Annotated in this window: 15 protein-coding genes; 9 read left to right on the forward strand and 6 right to left on the reverse strand. The window is 63.1% G+C overall.

Translation table 11 applies throughout. From position 1 onward, the window contains the following. Positions 1–129 precede the first annotated feature (129 nt). Entirely contained in the window at positions 130–1,605 is a 1,476-nt protein-coding gene (locus tag REH34_RS09530; protein ID WP_311971480.1) for a helicase HerA-like domain-containing protein, read from the reverse strand. 267 nt (positions 1,606–1,872) lie between these two features. Between REH34_RS09530 and REH34_RS09535 the strand changes: the two genes are divergently transcribed. Then, positions 1,873–2,868: a lysylphosphatidylglycerol synthase transmembrane domain-containing protein gene (locus REH34_RS09535; RefSeq protein ID WP_311971481.1), complete on the forward strand. Its 996-nt coding sequence runs from the start codon at positions 1,873–1,875 to the stop codon at positions 2,866–2,868. On the opposite strand, the gene REH34_RS09540 is transcribed toward REH34_RS09535, so the two are convergent. Continuing rightward, positions 2,865–3,050, reverse strand: coding sequence for a hypothetical protein (locus REH34_RS09540; RefSeq protein WP_226506818.1), 186 nt, complete (start codon positions 3,048–3,050; stop codon positions 2,865–2,867). The genes REH34_RS09535 and REH34_RS09540 overlap by 4 nt on opposite strands. A gap of 24 nt (positions 3,051–3,074) precedes the next feature. Then, entirely contained in the window at positions 3,075–3,923 is an 849-nt protein-coding gene (gene purU, locus REH34_RS09545; RefSeq protein ID WP_226506817.1) for a formyltetrahydrofolate deformylase, read from the reverse strand. A gap of 349 nt (positions 3,924–4,272) precedes the next feature. Here purU and mvaT point away from each other — a divergent pair, with 349 nt between their 5' ends. Next, positions 4,273–4,653 (forward strand): histone-like nucleoid-structuring protein MvaT, encoded by a 381-nt coding sequence (gene mvaT / locus REH34_RS09550; RefSeq protein WP_311971482.1) that lies wholly within the window; start codon positions 4,273–4,275, stop codon positions 4,651–4,653. A 68-nt stretch (positions 4,654–4,721) separates the two neighbouring features. Here the strand turns inward: mvaT and sbcB are convergent, their stop codons facing one another. After that, positions 4,722–6,152: an exodeoxyribonuclease I gene (gene sbcB / locus REH34_RS09555; protein WP_226506815.1), complete on the reverse strand. Its 1,431-nt coding sequence runs from the start codon at positions 6,150–6,152 to the stop codon at positions 4,722–4,724. 134 nt (positions 6,153–6,286) lie between these two features. Between sbcB and REH34_RS09560 the strand changes: the two genes are divergently transcribed. From REH34_RS09560 to REH34_RS09585, 6 genes are read left to right on the forward strand one after another with little or no spacing between them, the layout of a single operon-like run. Next, complete coding sequence (locus REH34_RS09560) at positions 6,287–7,012, forward strand: RDD family protein (protein WP_226506814.1); 726 nt, start codon at positions 6,287–6,289, stop codon at positions 7,010–7,012. Next, positions 7,009–7,989 carry a stage II sporulation protein M gene (locus REH34_RS09565; RefSeq protein WP_311971483.1) on the forward strand — a complete coding sequence of 327 codons (981 nt, stop codon included), beginning with the start codon at positions 7,009–7,011 and terminating at the stop codon, positions 7,987–7,989. Before REH34_RS09560 ends, REH34_RS09565 begins: the two co-directional genes overlap by 4 nt. Then, positions 7,976–9,646: a DUF4129 domain-containing protein gene (locus tag REH34_RS09570; protein WP_311971484.1), complete on the forward strand. Its 1,671-nt coding sequence runs from the start codon at positions 7,976–7,978 to the stop codon at positions 9,644–9,646. Before REH34_RS09565 ends, REH34_RS09570 begins: the two co-directional genes overlap by 14 nt. After that, entirely contained in the window at positions 9,643–10,818 is a 1,176-nt protein-coding gene (locus tag REH34_RS09575) for a DUF4350 domain-containing protein (protein ID WP_311971485.1), read from the forward strand. Before REH34_RS09570 ends, REH34_RS09575 begins: the two co-directional genes overlap by 4 nt. Further along, positions 10,815–12,047: a MoxR family ATPase gene (locus tag REH34_RS09580; protein ID WP_311971486.1), complete on the forward strand. Its 1,233-nt coding sequence runs from the start codon at positions 10,815–10,817 to the stop codon at positions 12,045–12,047. Before REH34_RS09575 ends, REH34_RS09580 begins: the two co-directional genes overlap by 4 nt. A 16-nt stretch (positions 12,048–12,063) precedes the next feature. After that, positions 12,064–13,395, forward strand: coding sequence for a DUF58 domain-containing protein (locus REH34_RS09585; protein ID WP_311972065.1), 1,332 nt, complete (start codon positions 12,064–12,066; stop codon positions 13,393–13,395). 18 nt (positions 13,396–13,413) lie between these two features. On the opposite strand, the gene REH34_RS09590 is transcribed toward REH34_RS09585, so the two are convergent. Further along, the gene (locus REH34_RS09590; protein ID WP_226506809.1) at positions 13,414–13,773 is read right to left on the reverse strand and encodes a PilZ domain-containing protein; all 360 of its coding nucleotides are present in this window, start codon (positions 13,771–13,773) and stop codon (positions 13,414–13,416) included. A gap of 135 nt (positions 13,774–13,908) precedes the next feature. Then, a complete protein-coding gene (locus REH34_RS09595; protein ID WP_226506808.1) occupies positions 13,909–14,286 on the reverse strand; it encodes a tol-pal system YbgF family protein in 378 nt (125 codons plus the stop codon). 183 nt (positions 14,287–14,469) lie between these two features. Between REH34_RS09595 and pyk the strand changes: the two genes are divergently transcribed. Then, positions 14,470–15,921 (forward strand): pyruvate kinase, encoded by a 1,452-nt coding sequence (gene pyk / locus REH34_RS09600; RefSeq protein WP_226506807.1) that lies wholly within the window; start codon positions 14,470–14,472, stop codon positions 15,919–15,921. Positions 15,922–16,067: the final 146 nt, after the last annotated feature.

Genomic DNA, 16,067 nt, shown 5'->3' on the forward strand with positions numbered 1-16,067 from the left:
TGGCCGCGGGTGTTGCATCCATGCGACTGGCCTCCGCGCCGCCGAACGCGCAACCTTGCTTTCACAATCCGGACCTGAGCCGTACACCCGTGGGAGCGAGGCTTGCTCCCACGGGGCGCTTTTTCACGCCTATCGACGCTTGTTGCCGCCCAGCAACGACCCCATCAGACCACGCACCAGCTGCCGCCCCAACTGCCCGGCAGCCTGGCGCACCGCCGACTTGATCGCCTGCCCCGCCGCTGTCCCGAGAAACTCCGTGGCCTTGTCCACCAGGCTGTCGCCCGCAGCCGCCTTGGCTTCCTCCGTGGGCGGCTGCAGCCTGCGTGCAGATAGGATTTCATAGGCCGACTCGCGGTCGATAGGCTTGTCGTAACGGCCTCGCAACGGCGAGCTCGCCAGCAACGCCGAGCGCTCGGCCGCGGTCAGCGGGCCGATACGCGACTGCGGGGGCGCGATCAGTACGCGCTGCACCATCGCAGGCGTGCCCTTGTCCTGCAACGTCCCCACCAGCGCCTCGCCAATGCCCAGTTCGGTGAGCACGGTGAGGGTGTCGAACGCCGGATTGGGTCGAAAGCCGTCTGCCACGGCTTTGAGGGATCTCTGCTCCCTGGCGGTGAACGCCCGCAAGCCGTGCTGCAAGCGCAACCCCAACTGGGCGAGGATGCCATCGGGCAAATCGCTGGGCGACTGAGTGACGAAATACACCCCGACGCCCTTGGAGCGGATCAGCCGCACCACTTGCTCGAGCCGGTCCTGAAGCGCCTTGGGGGTATCGGCGAACAACAGGTGGGCCTCGTCGAAGAACAATGCCAGCAACGGCCTGTCGGCATCGCCCCGCTCCGGGAGCTGCTCGAACAACTCGGCCAGCAACCACAGCAAAAACGTCGCGTAGACCTTGGGCGACTCGTGCACCAGGCGGCTGGCGTCCAGCAGATGAATACGCCCGCGCCCGTCGGCATCGGGTTGCAGGAGATCTTCAAGTTGCAAGGCCGGTTCGCCGAACAGCGCTTCGGCGCCTTGCTGCTCGAGCGTCGCCAGGCGCCGCAACAAGGCCTGGCTGGAACCGGTGGTCATCAGGGCCGCGTCATCGCCCAGCAACTGCGGATTGTCCTTGAGATGATTGAGCAGCGCCTTGAGGTCCTTGAGATCGAGCAACAACAAACCTTCGCGATCAGCCACCTTGAATGCCGCATACAGGGCCGCCTGCTGGCTGTCGGTCAGCTCCAGCAGGCTGCCGATCAGCAGCGGGCCCATCTCGCTGAGGGTGGTGCGCAACGGGTGGCCGCTCTCGCCGTGCACATCCCAAAGCGTCACTGGGCAGGCTTTGGCCCGATACCCAAGCCACGGCATGCCGGCAATCCGCTCGGCAATCTTGCCCGTGGGTTGGCCGGGCGCCCCCAAACCACACAGATCGCCTTTGATGTCGGCGGCGAACACCGCCACACCGGCGTCGCTGAAGGCTTCGGCCAGGCGCTGCAAGGTGACCGTCTTGCCCGTACCGGTCGCGCCGGCGATCAAACCGTGGCGATTGCTCAGGCGCATGGCCTGCGCCACAGGCGTTCCATCGAGGTCGGCACCCAGCAGAAGTTGTGCGCTATCGGCCATGTTTCAAATCCTTGTATCCGGTTGAAAGACCCGCTTGCCAACGAATGGCGCACTGCAGCGATATCCGATTATAGGCACAGCCGGGCAGTCGTCCGAGACTCGCGCGATGTATCATGGCGAACATGTACGTCTGCCGGAGGTCAATCCTGTGGACTGCCCCGACTCGAGAGTTTGCCGAACCGTGCTGATGATTCTTCCCCTATTACCCGCCCGCCCAGTCTGTCTGCCAAACGCCCTGTGGCCGGTGTCGATCACCGGAACCTTCGCATGAGGCGCCTGCCGTGGTTATTGGTGGCGATCGTCGCTGCGGTACTGATCCCCATGCTGCTGGGCGGCACGGCGATCTTCGCGCGCCTGCGCAGTTTTCCATTGTCGTGGATGCTCGGCCTGATCGGCATCATCCTTGGGTGCTGGGTCCTCAATACCTTGCGCCTGCGCCTGCTGCTGGGCGATCAACGCGACCAGGTCACTCGTCTGCAGAGCCTGGGCGTGGTGATGTCCGCCGAGTTCGCCTGGTGCGCGACCCCGGCCGGCAGTGGCGGCCCGTTGACCATCATGGCCTTGCTGAGCCGCTATGGCGTGCGGCCTGCCCAGGCCAGCGCGGTGTTCGCCATGGATCAACTCAGCGATCTGCTGTTCTTCCTCTGTGCGCTCATCGGCGTGCTGTTTTACGCGCTGGCCCATAGCATCAGCCAAAGCCAGCAGATGATGCTGGTGATCAGCACCTGCCTGGTTGCGGGCAGTCTGGTCGGTTGCGTGGCGCTGGGGCTCTGGCACCGCCAGGTGATGCTGCTGATCGGCCGCCTGATGCGCCGGGTAAGGCTCAAATCCTCCACGCGCTGGCGCTGGACCCGCAAATGGCTGCGCTTCATCGCGGCGTTCACCAACGCCCTGAAGCTGCCGCGCAGCACGCTGATCATGGTGTTCAGCCTGACCTGCGTGCACTGGGGGCTGCGCTACAGCATCCTGTACCTGGCGCTGCAGGGCCTGGGGGTCGATTTTCAATGGGCGTGGAGCTTTTTGATCCAGATCCTTTCACTCAGCGCCGGGCAATTCAGTCTGCTGCCCGGCGGCGCCGGCACGGCCGAACTCACCAGCGCAGCGCTGCTGGCACCGATGGTCGGCAAATCGACAGCGGCCGCCGCCATTCTGATCTGGCGCAGCGTGACCTATTACTTCTATCTGATCGTCGGCGGCCCGATCTTCGTGCTGATGCTCGGGCGCCCGCTGCTGAGTAAATTGATGGGCCGCAAGCGCGGCTAGGCGGTGCTGTCGTCGGAGTCGGCAGGCTTCTGGGGACGCTGGGTGCGCTCCCAGAGTTCAGCGGCACCAGGGAACTCGGTGCCGTCGTCTTCCGAGAGGGCCTCGGGGTCGTAGCGGCTCAAGCAGCCCTCGCCCAGGGTGGGTGGGGCTTTGGAGGCTGCCTTGTCACGTGGATCACTCATCGCAACCTCCTCGCTTCACATCGGTTAGAACACCACCGTCTTGTTGCCGTGCACCAGTACACGGTCTTCGAGGTGATAACGCAAGCCGCGCGCCAGCACCATCTTCTCGACATCGCGACCGAAGCGGACCATGTCCTCGATGCTGTCGCTATGGCTGACACGCACCACGTCCTGCTCGATGATCGGCCCGGCATCGAGCTCTTCGGTTACATAGTGGCAGGTCGCGCCAATCAACTTCACGCCGCGCATCGACGCCTGGTGGTAAGGCTTGGCGCCCACGAACGACGGCAAGAAGCTGTGGTGGATGTTGATGACCTTCTGCGCGTATTCCTGGCATAGCTGTGGCGGCAGGATCTGCATGTAGCGCGCCAGCACCACCACGTCGGCCTGATGCTCGGCAACACGGCGCGACACCTCGGCAAAGGCCGGCTGCTTGTCCTTGGGGTCGACAGGAATATGGTAGTAAGGAATGCCATGCCACTCGACCATGCTGCGCAGATCGTCGTGGTTGGAAATCACACAGGCGATAGCGCAGTCCAGTTCGTCGCTGTGCCAGCGGTGCAACAGATCTGCCAGGCAGTGGGACTCGCGACTGGCCATCAGCACCACGCGTTTTTTCTGATCGGTATCGGTGACCCGCCAGACCATGGAGAACTCGTCGGCGATCGGCGCGAAAGCCTCTCGAAATGCCTCGATACCAAATGGCAAGCTGTCGGCGCGAATTTCATGACGCATGAAAAACCAGCCACTCTGATCATCGGAGTGGTGGCTGGCTTCGGTGATCCAGCCATTATGGGACGCCAGAAAGTGACTGACTTTGGCCACGATGCCGACGCGGTCGGGGCACGCGATGACCAGCCGAAAAGTGCGCATTAGCTAAACTCCAGAACTTCGCAAAGGCCGCCATTCTAGCGACTGCGGGGCAAAACTCCAGCGGTGCCGACGACCCGCTGCGATCAATGCGCAGGACGGACCTGATTGCAAGGGTAGCCGCGCGTATAAACGATCTGAACAGATTGTTTAATCGACCCTTCAACCCGTTCGCAACGTGAAACCTTTTGCAATTATTTTTTAGCAACATTCATTTCTCAGCAGAGTCGCCTGTAATTAGCGCAGGCAGCTTATTTTGTCGCGTTGCTGATTGGATGTTTACTTCATTAAATACAGTGTCTATTATTGAGTCATCGACTCCCTGCCACCCTGAATTGCGAAGGTCATCAATATGTCCCTGATCAACGAATACCGCGCCACAGAAGAAGCCATCAAAGAACTGCAAGCGCGTTTGAAGAACCTGTCGCAAGACGACAAACTGCAAACCGAACTGGAATTCGAAGGCAAGCTGCGCACGCTGATGGGCGAATATCAAAAATCGCTGCGTGACATCGTTGCCCTGCTGGACCCAGAAGCCAAGTTCAACAAGGCACCCCGTAGCGGCGCTGTCAAAGTCACTGGCACCAAGCGCGCGCGCAAGGTCAAGCAGTACAAAAACCCGCACAATGGCGAAATCATCGAAACCAAAGGCGGCAACCACAAGACCCTGAAAGAATGGAAAGCCAAGTGGGGCGGTGATGTGGTTGAAAGCTGGGCAAACCTGCTGGGTTAATTCAGCTGGTTACAATTGATAAAAAACGCCAGCTTGCTGGCGTTTTTTATTGCCTCAATGACTGCTGTTCATATCTGCAACTTGGTGCGCAATGCCTGGGCATAGGCCTGCCACTGTTGCAATACAGCCTGCTGCTCGCCATCAGCACGGGGCAGCGCCTCCAGCATGGCCAGGTCGAACGCCTCCAGCGTATGAGGCGCCCCCGCCTGCGGACGGGTCAGGCGATCGCGACAGAATGCCAGCCATGCCTCATGTTCAGCGCTATTCAAGGTATCGGCAAAGTTACGTGCCCGATAACGTTTGAGCAGCTCCGGCAAACGCCCGTCATCGAACATCCAGCGCGACGAAGAAAGTGTTTCCGGTTCAGCCAATCGCAGCTGCTCGCATAGCCGACGGTCACGATCCCCAATAAATCCATCGTACAACTGCTGCTCGGGGTCTTCGACCGCATCGAACTTCTCGTCCTGATAAATCAATCCGAGATGCTCCTGCCAAACAGCCTGATGTTCGCGCAACGCGGCGGCCCGTGCTTCATACAACGGCAAGTTCAGTTGCAATCGCTCGATATTTTCAGGGCGCAACACACTGAGTGGCGCCAACACAGGGCAACGATTGATCTGTACCAACTTCAAAGGCACTGGCAGTTGCCCTTCTGGCAGGTCTTCGCTTCGGGTGTACAAGCGCGCCTTCAAAGAGTCGGCGCTGTCTTGCCACATGCCCTGCGGGTCCAGGTGCAAGTCGCAGACGATCAGGGCGTTGCGATTGCGCGGGTGCCAGGCCAGTGGCAATACCACCCCCAAGTAATGACGCGCCGCCGAGAAGCGCCCGGAAATATGTACCAATGGCTGCAACAAGCGTATTTGCTCTTGCACTTTGTGTTTACTGCGCAACTCGAACAGCCATTGATATAACCGCGGCTGGCGATCGCGTACCCGTCGCGCCATGGCAATGGTCGCTCGAACATCCGACAAGGCATCGTGGGCCTGGCCATGTTCAAGGCCATTGGCCGCCGTCAACAGCTCCAACTTGAGACTGACGCGGCCGTCATGCTGCGGCCATTCGATACCCTCGGGACGCAAGGCATAAGCGGTGCGCACCACGTCGATCAGGTCCCAGCGGCTGTTACCGCCCTGCCACTCCCGCGCATAGGGATCGAAGAAGTTGCGATAAAGACTGTAACGGGTCATCTCATCATCGAAACGCAGGGTGTTGTAACCGGCCCCGCAGGTCCCCGGCGCCGAGAGTTCGGCATGCACCCGAGTCATGAACTCGGCTTCGCCCAGCCCGGACTCGGCCAGGCGCTGGGGGGTGATACCGGTGATCATGCAGGCCATGGGATGGGGCAGGATGTCGTCGCTGGGCCGACAGTAGAGATTGACCGGGGCGGCGATTTCGTTGAGGTCGACATCGGTACGAATACCCGCCACCTGCAACGGCCGGTCGCTGCGCGGGTTGATACCGGTGGTTTCGTAGTCGTACCAGAAAATGCTCGTGGTCACGGGGTGGTCCTGTACAAAGTTTGCGGGAATTCTAGGCTTTGCCCGGTGACAGGGCCAGCGGGCGCTGGGCAGCGGGCGCGCAGACAGGTATCGTCGGTGACTTGAGTGCCCTCTGCGCAGACGCCAAGACTCCGATGCCCCAGACTTCAGCAACGCCAAGGAATGCAACGCTGCCCCTGGATACCCGCCAGGCGGTGGAAACCCCCGAGGGGATCGATTTGATCCTGAGGCCGGCCGGGCTGGTGGTCCGGGCCATCGCGTTCAGCATCGACCTGCTGATTCGCGGCGCCTTGCTGATCGGCCTGTATTTCTTGCTGGACGCCTTGGGCGAGTTTGGCATGGGCCTGGGTGCCTTGCTGTTGTTTCTGCTCAACTGGTGGTACATGGTGCTGTTCGAAGTACTCAATCAAGGACGTACACCGGGCAAGCAATGGATGAAGCTCGCGGTGGTCATGGAAGACGGCACCGCCGTGGGCTGGTCGGCGTCGCTGATTCGCAATCTGCTGCGCGTCGTCGACCTGCTGCCCCTCGGCTATTGCCTGGGTGCGCTGTGCTGCCTGTATCAGCCGGCTTTTCGACGCCTCGGAGACCTCGCGGCGGGCAGTATGGTGGTCTACCAGGATCAGCCACCCAGCCCGGCACCGCCCCGGCTGGCTGCCGCGCCACTGCTGCCGACCTTTACCCTGACACTGGCCGATCAGCGCGCGATCCTGGGTTTCGCCGAACGCCAGGAGCAACTGAGCCGTGCCCGCGCCGATGAACTGGCAATCATTCTGGCCGAACCGCTGGGCGTCAGCTCGGCGTCCCTCGCCCGCACCCGGCTCGACAGCCTGGCACAGGGCTTGTTGGGGCCGACATGAAACAGCAGCCTTTCGAAACTCGCCATCAACCACTCTGGCAAGCCTTCAGCCTGCGCCTTAAGGCCTTGGAGAGCGGCAAGGCACGCACCGCCCACAGCGAGGGTTTCAGCCACGACTATCGGCGCCTGTGCCAACATCTGGCGCTGGCCCGTTCGCGCGGCTACAGCAGCCGCCTGGTCGACCACCTGGAGCAGTTGGTGCTGCGTGGCCATCGCCAGCTCTACCGCCACCGCAGCCAGGTTGGCACGCAGATAGTCGCCTTCGTGCTGGCCGACTTCCCTCGCCAGGTGCGCAGCCAATGGCGCCTGGTACTGCTGGCCGGGCTGCTGCTGGGGCTGACGCTGTTGGGCTCGGCGCTGTGGATCTACTGCTGCCCGGAACAAGTCTACAGCCTGCTCGACCCGGCCCAGGTCAGCGCCATGGAGCATCAATATGATCCGCAACTGAGTCGTCTGGGCCTAGGTGCCGAGCGCCCTGCTGCTCAGGACTGGCAGATGTTCGGCTTTTACGTGATGAACAACGTCGGCATTGCCTTCCAGACGTTCGCCGGCGGCTTGCTCGCGGGCCTGGGCAGTGTGTTTTTCCTGATGTTCAATGGTTTGACCATCGGCGCCGCTGCGGGCCATCTCACCCACATCGGCTCGGGCCAGACCTTCTGGTCGTTCGTGATCGGCCACAGTGCGTTCGAACTGCCCGCCATTGTGTTGGCCGGCGCCGCCGGGCTGGGCATCGGCTGGGCGCTGATCGCCCCGGGGCGGCTTACCCGCGGCGAGGCATTGCGGGTGGCCGCCAAAGCCAGCATGCAGCTGGTCTACGGCGCCTTGTTGATGCTCCTGCTCGCAGCATTCGTCGAGGCGTACTGGTCGGCCAAGACGGCCATAGCGCCCGCGTTGAAATATGCCGTAGGGGCCACGCTGTGGCTGTTGCTGATGCTTTACTTGAGCCGTGCCGGCCGAGGTCAGCATGCAGCTGAATGAAACCACCCTGGTCATCCGCCCGCGCAATCCATGGGAAGCCATCGACCTCGGCGTACTGCTCGCGGCGCGGCACTGGCGCCTGTTACTGAGCAGCTGGGCGATCGCCACCGTGCCGTTGTTCGCGCTGCTGACGCTGCTGCTGTGGGATCACCCGAGCATCGTCATTGCCCTGATCTGGTGGCTCAAGCCCGCTTTCGAGCGCTTGCCGCTGCACATTCTCGCGCAGTCGCTGTTCGGGGCCGCGCCCAGCGTACGCCAGGCTTTACGCCAATGGGTGCGCCTGCTGCGCCCGCAACTGGTGGCCAGCCTGACCTGGCGGCGCTTGAGCCTGAGCCGCAGTTTTACCCTGCCGGTGCTGCAACTCGAAGGCCTGGGCGGCCAACAGCGTTTGCGCCGCCTGGCAGTGTTACGCCGTCAGAACGGTGGCGCCGCGCGCTGGCTGACGCTGGTGGGCATTCATCTGGAATTGATCCTGAGCCTGGGCGCCGTGGGCTTGCTGTACATGCTCACGCCCCATGCCTTCAGCTCTTTCGCCGACCAGCAACTGGTACTCGATGCGAAGTATGTCGAAGCGCCCTGGCTGATCCACCTGCGCAACGCCTTCTATGTAGTGATCCTGCTGATCTGGGAGCCGATCTACGTGGCCTGTGGCTTTACCCTCTACCTCAATCGGCGCACCGTACTTGAAGCCTGGGACATCGAGTTGCAGTTCCGGCGCTTGCGCCAGCGCCTCACCAGCGGCGTCGGCAAAACCCCAGCCCTGCTGGCGACACTGGCAGTGCTGACCGCCCTGACCAATCCTAGCCACGAAGCCTGGGCGCAACCCGTCCCGCTGATGACCATTCCAGCGTCGACGGCCCCCTCCCAGGCAGCGGCGCCGACGCCCTTGAACCCGACGCCCCTGACCACGGTGCCTTTGCCCCCCTCGCCGCTGGCCCCGGCTGACACCGTCGCTGGCCCGCAAAGCCCGCGCCTGCTGCACCAGGCGCTGACCAGCGAGGTAGCGCGGCAGACGGCGCAGTCCATCGTGCAGGCGCCGCCGTTCAAGAACATGCAGACCGTCAATCGCTGGCGCTGGAAATCCGACGACAACAACGACACCCACCTGCCCGCGGCAACGCTGACACCGCACTTGCCCGTCTGGCCGCAACGGCTGGCCAAGGTCGTCGAGGTGCTGCTGTGGGGGCTATTGCTGGCGCTGGCGATCCTACTGGTGTGGCGTCGGCGCGAATGGCTGGCGACCCTGGTCAGCCGTCTGCAGGCAGGACGCAAGCCTCGCCCTGTTGCCAGTCTGGTACAGCATCAGGCAATCGTGTCCGACAGCGTGCTGCCCCTGGACATCGCGGCCACCGCCGAACAGTTGTGGGCGAGCCAGCCACGGGAAGCCTTGAGCCTGTTGTACCGCGGGTTGCTGTCGCGCCTGCAGACCGATCATCATCTGCTGCTACGCAGCGCTGACACCGAGGGCCAGGTGCTCGCCCAGGTCGTCCGCCTGCGACAGCCTGCGCTGGAAGACTTCAGCCGTCGCCTGACCCAGCATTGGCAGGCCCTCGCTTATGGCCACCGGCCAGTCACGATCATCCAGCAACAGCAATTGCTGGCCGACTGGCGAGCGCTGTTCGACAAGCCGAGTCACGACAAGAAGGTACAGGCATGAGCAGCTCGGCCTGGCGATCGCAGCCACGCTATCTGATAGTGACGCTAATGCTTGCCCTGGCGTTGCTCGCCCTGGGCATCTACCTGTCCCTGCATCTGGAGCGCTACAGCGAAACCGTCGACAAGGGCGCCGCCCCTGCAGTAGCCGCCAACCCGTACCTGGCAGCGCAGAGCTTCCTGCGCCAACGCGGCTTGCGGGTCGATCAGGCCAACCGCCTCGACATCCTGCCGCGCCTGCCCGCGGCCACCACCAGCCTGTTGCTGCTGGGCGATCGCAGTCGCATGACACCCCGCCAGGCCGAGCAAGTCCTCGCCTGGGTGCGCCAGGGCGGGCGCCTGCTGTTCGTCGCCGAAGCGCTCTGGGACGAGCGCAAGGGCCGCAGCGGCGATCTGCTGCTTGACCGCCTGCAACTGCGCCAATATGAGACCCGCAAGCTGCCGCCCGCCGAGCCGACCGACGATCCCTATCCGCGCCTGACCAAGCTGTATCTGGACAACGAAGAGGCGCCGGCGTACTTCAGCTTCAATCCGGCCTTCCACCTCGAAGACCCCACCGACATCACTCGCTCGTGGGCCAACAGCAGCGATTCCACCCACCTGATGCAGCTGGACTACGGCGCCGGGCTGATCACCGTGGTCACCGATGCCGATCTATGGCGCAACTCTTCGCTGATTCGCTACGACAACGCCTGGCTGCTCTGGTACCTGAACCAGAACCGCGACGTGGCGCTGATCTACCAGACCGAGCACGACACGCTGGCCAACCAGCTGTGGCGCTATTTCCCACAAGCTCTGACGCTGTCGCTGGTGTGGCTGCTGCTGTTTGCCTGGTACAGCGGCGCGCGCCATGGCCCGGTTAGCCAGCCCGCGCCCTTGGCGCGCCGACAACTGCGCGAATACCTGCACGCCAGCGCCCAATTCATGCTCCGCCACGGTGGCCATCAGCGCCTGCTGCGCAGCCTGCAGCACGACATCGTGCGCCGCGCGCGCCAGCGTCATCCTGGCTTCGAACGCCTGCCCATCGCCGAGCAATGGCACGTCCTGGCCCGGCTGACCGGCGAAACTCCCAGCGCGGTGGGCCAGGCCTTGCGCCCGCGTCCGGCGCAAAAGATGTCCCAAAGCGAATTCACCCGCCAAGTGGGCTATTTGCAACGCATCAGGAATGCCCTATGACCGACGACCGCAAGCCGCCACTCGATGAGCACGCTGAGCCCAGCGAGCGCGATGCGCCACACGAGCACCACGAACACCTGACCGACACCGGCCTGGATGCCCCCGAGCACAGCGTCGCCGCACCCGACGCGCATCTGGACGGCGAGTCCGGCGCGCCTGCGGTCGATGAGGCACCTGCGCCCGTGGATGCCGAGGCGGCAGATATTAGCGATCACCAGACTTCCGCACCGCAACCCGCCGCTCCAGAAACCGAAGAAGAACATGCCGCCCAACAACGTCAGCGCGCCACCAAGCGCATCCACGCCTTGCAACACGAATTGCGCAGGGTGCTGATCGGCCAGGATGCGGTGATCGATGACGTCCTGACCGCGTTGCTGGCGGGCGGCCACGTGCTGATCGAAGGCGTCCCCGGCCTGGGCAAGACCCTGCTGGTACGAGCCCTGGCGCGCTGCTTCGCCGGCGATTTCGCGCGCATCCAGTTCACCCCCGACCTGATGCCCAGCGACATCACCGGGCATGCCGTGTACGACCGCCAGAGCGAGCAGTTCAACCTGCGCAAGGGCCCGGTGTTCACCCATCTGCTGCTGGCCGACGAAATCAACCGCGCGCCGGCCAAGACCCAGGCCGCGCTGCTCGAAGCCATGCAGGAGCGCCAAGTCACTCTGGAAGGCACGGCCCTGCCGATCGCCCAGCCGTTCATGGTGCTGGCGACCCAGAACCCCATCGAGCAGGAAGGCACCTATCCGCTGCCCGAGGCGGAACTCGACCGCTTCATGCTCAAGTTGCGTCTGGGCTATCCCGATGCCGAGCAGGAGCTGGCCATGGTCCGCCAGGTCACCCGCTCGACCCGTGCCGACATGCTTGATGTGCAGCCGGTGCGTCAGGTCCTGGTGGCCAAGGACGTGGTCATCCTGCAGCGCCTGGCCAGCGAATTGCCGATGGACGAGCGCGTGCTCGATTACGCCGTGCGTCTGGCCCGCGCGACCCGCACCTGGCCAGGGCTGATCCTCGGCGCTGGCCCGCGTGCCTCCATCGCGCTGGTGCGGGGTGCGCGGGCGCGGGCGCTGATGCGCGGTGGCGAGTTCGTGCTGCCGGACGATGTCAAGGGCTGTGCACTGGCAGTGCTGCGCCACCGCGTGCGGCTGTCGGCAGAGCTGGAAATCGACGGCATGGAAGTCGATCAGCTGTTGCAACAGCTGCTCGACCAAGTGCCGGCGCCGCGGGTGTGAGGCGCCGCCCATGCTGATCCGCCCCGCCCGCCGACTGCTCGCCTGGCTGCTTGTGCCCCTGCTGGTGCTGATATCGATAGGCAGCGCCAAGGCCCTGGGCTGGCTGGACGAAACCACCATGGATGCGGTCGTCTGGAGCGCGCTCGTGCTATTGCTGCTGGCGGCCTTGGGCGATGCCTTGTGGCTGGCACGCCTGCCCTCGCCCCTTGCCACCCGCCGGCTGCCCGCAAGCCTGGCGTTGGCGCGGTGGGCCGAGGTCGAGCTGACCCTGCAGCCTGCGGGCAAACGCCCACTGCAGGTCAGCGTCTTCGATCACGTGCCCCCCGGCCTGCAGTTCGAGGGCTTGCCCCGCGCGGTGACCTTGCAACCGGAACAATCCACTCGCGTGAGTTACCGCATCTGCCCACAACGACGCGGCCCCCAGCCTTTCAGCCACTGCGAGGTGGAGCTGCTTAGCCCCTTGGGGCTTTGGCGCCAGGCACGGGCGTTGCCCCTCGCCGACCAGCCGCGCGTGTACCCCGACTTCGCCGGCCTGCAAGGCGATCGCCTGTCAGCCGTGGACAGCTGGCTGAATCAACTGGGCGTACGCCAGCAACCGCGCCGCGGTCAGGGCATGGAGTTCAATCAACTGCGTGAACTGCGCGACGGCGACAGCCTGCGCCAGATCGACTGGAAGGCAACGGCGCGGCACAGCCGACCGATCGTGCGCGAATATGAAGACGAGCGAGACCAGCAAATCATCTTCCTGCTCGACTGCGGTCGGCGCATGCGCAGCCAGGACGACAGCCTCAGCCATTTCGACCACGCCCTCAACGCCTGTCTGCTGCTCAGTCACGTGGCGCTGCGTCAGGGCGACGCGGTCGGCCTGCTGACTTTCGCCAGCGAGCCGCGGCGCTTCGTACCGCCGCAAAAAGGCCAACGCCAACTCAACGTCCTGCTCGATGCCGTCCACGACCTCGAAACCTCTCGGCACCAGGCCGACTTCAGCGAAGCCGCTCGCCAGTTACTGCAGCGCCAGCGCCGTCGCGCTTTGGTGGTACTGGTCAGCAACCTGGGTGACGAAGACGACGAACAACTGCTCAGCGCCGTCAAGCAGATCGGGCGCTACCATCGAGTATTGGTCGCCAGCCTGCGCGAAGGCGTACTGGATCAGATCCGGGAAGCGCCACTGCACACCTGGCAGCAGGCACTGGATTACTGCGGGGCGGTGGATTATCTGCAGACTCGCGACACGCTTAACGACAGCCTCAAGGCCCACGGCGTGGCGCTCATGGACGCCAGACCAGCCGAGCTGGGGGCTGGACTGATCAGCCGGTATCTGAGCTGGAAGAAAGCCGGACTGCTATAGCGGCTCGGCAAGCACCAATCAGGCGGAGGCGCTCATGGGGCGAAAGCTGAAATACCCGCGCAGGGCGCTGACCAACTGCTCGTATTCCGGGGGCGTGCTGACCAGCTTGAACCCGGAGTCGTAGTTGCCAGGCGTGGCATCCTCGCGGGACCACAGGCAATGGGCATCGAGATCGATGAGCTTCACGCTGCCATCATTCTCGGGCACCTTGATCTGCAAGGCGAACACGGGCCCTACCAGCAATGGCAACTGGCTGATGAGCATCAGCCCGGTTTCCGAGACATTGCCCAGGTAGCCCATGGGCTGGTCGGTATGACGGTTGAAGACTTTCAGAAAATACGGCAACTGATGTCGTTCGATTCGGCGTTCGATAAACATGCTCGCGTCACTGTGTTGGGGGTCTGAATAGTAAAGTGGACCATACGGCCCACCGAAAAGTGCAACCTCGGTCAATACATCCTGATAGAGAGACTAGCGCATAGCTAGCCTAATGCCATCTGCCAATGCAGCTCTCTAGTACGCCACTGGTCGGACTTGTACCGGGCTGCTGCCAGGACGATAGTGCCCCAGCTGCTCCAGCGTTACCAGTCGCGCCTGGGCGCGATAGGCATATTCGCTCTGCGGGAACTGGGTAATGATGTATTGATAGGTCTGGGCGGCATCGACGAACAGGTTCTGGCGCTCCAGGCATTGGCCTCGCAGCATCGACACCTCCGGCCATACATAAGGGCGCGCACGGCTGTCGCGGTCGACCTTGGACAATTCCAGTGTCACAGTCGCGCAATCACCCGAGTCGTAAGCTAGATAGGCTTTGTTCAGATGGGTGTTCATCGCATAGCGGGTGCAGCCCACCAGGCTGAGGGTGACGGCAAAAACGAGAAAAAGGCGCATGGGGGTTCTCCTGTACTTGGCAGTGTATCGACTCATCCGGGAAAAACTTCAGCCATAATGGCTCGTCAATTGCCGTTGCCCCACTTCCATCATCACAATCAATGCCTCGTAGTGCAGCACAACAATGACTACAGGGCGATTGAGGAGTAGCCTTGCGCTGCGCTTCAATAAAGGAGTCAGTGCATGACCGTTCGCCGTACAAAAATCGTTGCCACCCTTGGCCCTGCGAGCAACTCGCCGGAAGTGATCGAACAGTTGATTCTGGCTGGCCTGGATGTCGCCCGTCTGAATTTTTCCCATGGCACGCCAGACGAGCATAAGGCTCGCGCGCGCCTGATTCGCGAAATCGCGGCCAAGCACGGCCGGCATGTGGCGATTCTCGGTGACCTTCAGGGCCCGAAAATCCGCATTGCCAAGTTCGCCAACAAGCGGATCGAGCTTAAAGTCGGTGACTTGTTCACCTTTTCCACCAGCCATCCGCTGACCGAAGGCACCCAGGAAGTCGTCGGTATCGACTACCCGGACCTGGTCAAGGACTGCGGCGTGGGCGACGAGCTGCTGCTCGACGATGGCCGCGTGGTCATGCGTGTCGAGACTGCGACTGGCGATGCCCTGCATTGCTCGGTACTGGTCGGCGGCCCGCTGTCCGACCACAAAGGCATCAACCGCCGGGGTGGCGGCCTGACCGCGCCCGCCCTGACCGAAAAGGACAAGGCTGACATCAAGCTCGCTGCGGAAATGGAAGTCGATTACCTCGCGGTGTCCTTCCCCCGTGACGCTGCCGACATGGAATACGCCCGTCGCCTGCGTGACGAGTCCGGTGGCACTGCCTGGCTGGTGGCCAAGATCGAACGCGCCGAAGCGGTCGCCGACGACGAAGCCCTCGACGGCCTGATCAAGGCCAGCGATGCGGTCATGGTTGCCCGCGGCGACCTGGGTGTGGAAATCGGTGACGCCGAGCTCATTGGCATCCAGAAAAAGATCATCCAGCACGCCCGTCGCCACAACAAGGCGGTGATCGTTGCGACTCAGATGATGGAGTCGATGATCCAGAACCCGATGCCGACCCGTGCCGAAGTGTCCGACGTCGCCAATGCCGTGCTGGACAACACCGACGCCGTGATGCTGTCGGCTGAAAGCGCTGCAGGTTCGTACCCGATCGAAGCGGTTCAGGCCATGGCCCGTGTTTGCCTGGGCGCCGAAAAGCACCCTACCGGCAAGAAATCCAGCCACCGCCTGTACACCGAGTTCACCCGTCCGGACGAAAGCATCGCGTTGGCGGCCATGTACACGGCCAACCACCTCAAGGGCGTCAAGGCCATCATCGCCCTGACCGAGAGCGGCTACACTCCGTTGATCATGTCGCGCCTGCGTTCCTCGGTGCCGATCTACGCGTTCTCGCCGCTCCGTGGCACCCAGGCCCGCGCGGCCATGTTTCGCGGCGTGTACCCGGTGGCTTTCGATCCGTCGTCGATGCCCCACAGCGAAGTCAGCCAGGCAGCGGTCAACGAGCTGCTCAAGCGTGGCGTGGTCGAGCCAGGCGATTGGGTGATCCTCACCAAGGGTGATACCTATCACACGATCGGTGGCACCAATGGCATGAAGATCCTCCACGTGGGTGACAAGTTGGATTGATGCACATGCTGTAACGAAAGAAGCCCTGACGCGTGAGTGTCAGGGCTTTTTTCTTTTTGGCCCGCTGGCTTGGGAGTTTGGGATTTGGGTGTTCTGCTTTCGAGTCGGCCACTGGGGTCGCCGTCCCCTTTCAGCAGGCCGCAAGC

The organism is Pseudomonas baltica (genome assembly GCF_031880315.1).
Classification (GTDB): Bacteria; Pseudomonadota; Gammaproteobacteria; order Pseudomonadales; family Pseudomonadaceae; genus Aquipseudomonas.

What these genes read in the sequence shown, in the direction of transcription:
- mvaT (WP_311971482.1), top strand. Translation starts at nt 4,273, where the DNA reads ATGTCCCTGATCAACGAATACCGCGCCACAGAAGAAGCCATCAAAGAA.
- purU (WP_226506817.1), bottom strand. Translation starts at nt 3,923, where the DNA reads ATGCGCACTTTTCGGCTGGTCATCGCGTGCCCCGACCGCGTCGGCATC.
- REH34_RS09590 (WP_226506809.1), bottom strand. Translation starts at nt 13,773, where the DNA reads ATGTTTATCGAACGCCGAATCGAACGACATCAGTTGCCGTATTTTCTG.
- REH34_RS09575 (WP_311971485.1), top strand. Translation starts at nt 9,643, where the DNA reads ATGAGCAGCTCGGCCTGGCGATCGCAGCCACGCTATCTGATAGTGACG.
- REH34_RS09565 (WP_311971483.1), top strand. Translation starts at nt 7,009, where the DNA reads ATGAAACAGCAGCCTTTCGAAACTCGCCATCAACCACTCTGGCAAGCC.
- REH34_RS09570 (WP_311971484.1), top strand. Translation starts at nt 7,976, where the DNA reads ATGCAGCTGAATGAAACCACCCTGGTCATCCGCCCGCGCAATCCATGG.
- REH34_RS09595 (WP_226506808.1), bottom strand. Translation starts at nt 14,286, where the DNA reads ATGCGCCTTTTTCTCGTTTTTGCCGTCACCCTCAGCCTGGTGGGCTGC.
- pyk (WP_226506807.1), top strand. Translation starts at nt 14,470, where the DNA reads ATGACCGTTCGCCGTACAAAAATCGTTGCCACCCTTGGCCCTGCGAGC.
- REH34_RS09560 (WP_226506814.1), top strand. Translation starts at nt 6,287, where the DNA reads ATGCCCCAGACTTCAGCAACGCCAAGGAATGCAACGCTGCCCCTGGAT.
- REH34_RS09535 (WP_311971481.1), top strand. Translation starts at nt 1,873, where the DNA reads ATGAGGCGCCTGCCGTGGTTATTGGTGGCGATCGTCGCTGCGGTACTG.
- REH34_RS09540 (WP_226506818.1), bottom strand. Translation starts at nt 3,050, where the DNA reads ATGAGTGATCCACGTGACAAGGCAGCCTCCAAAGCCCCACCCACCCTG.
- REH34_RS09530 (WP_311971480.1), bottom strand. Translation starts at nt 1,605, where the DNA reads ATGGCCGATAGCGCACAACTTCTGCTGGGTGCCGACCTCGATGGAACG.
- REH34_RS09580 (WP_311971486.1), top strand. Translation starts at nt 10,815, where the DNA reads ATGACCGACGACCGCAAGCCGCCACTCGATGAGCACGCTGAGCCCAGC.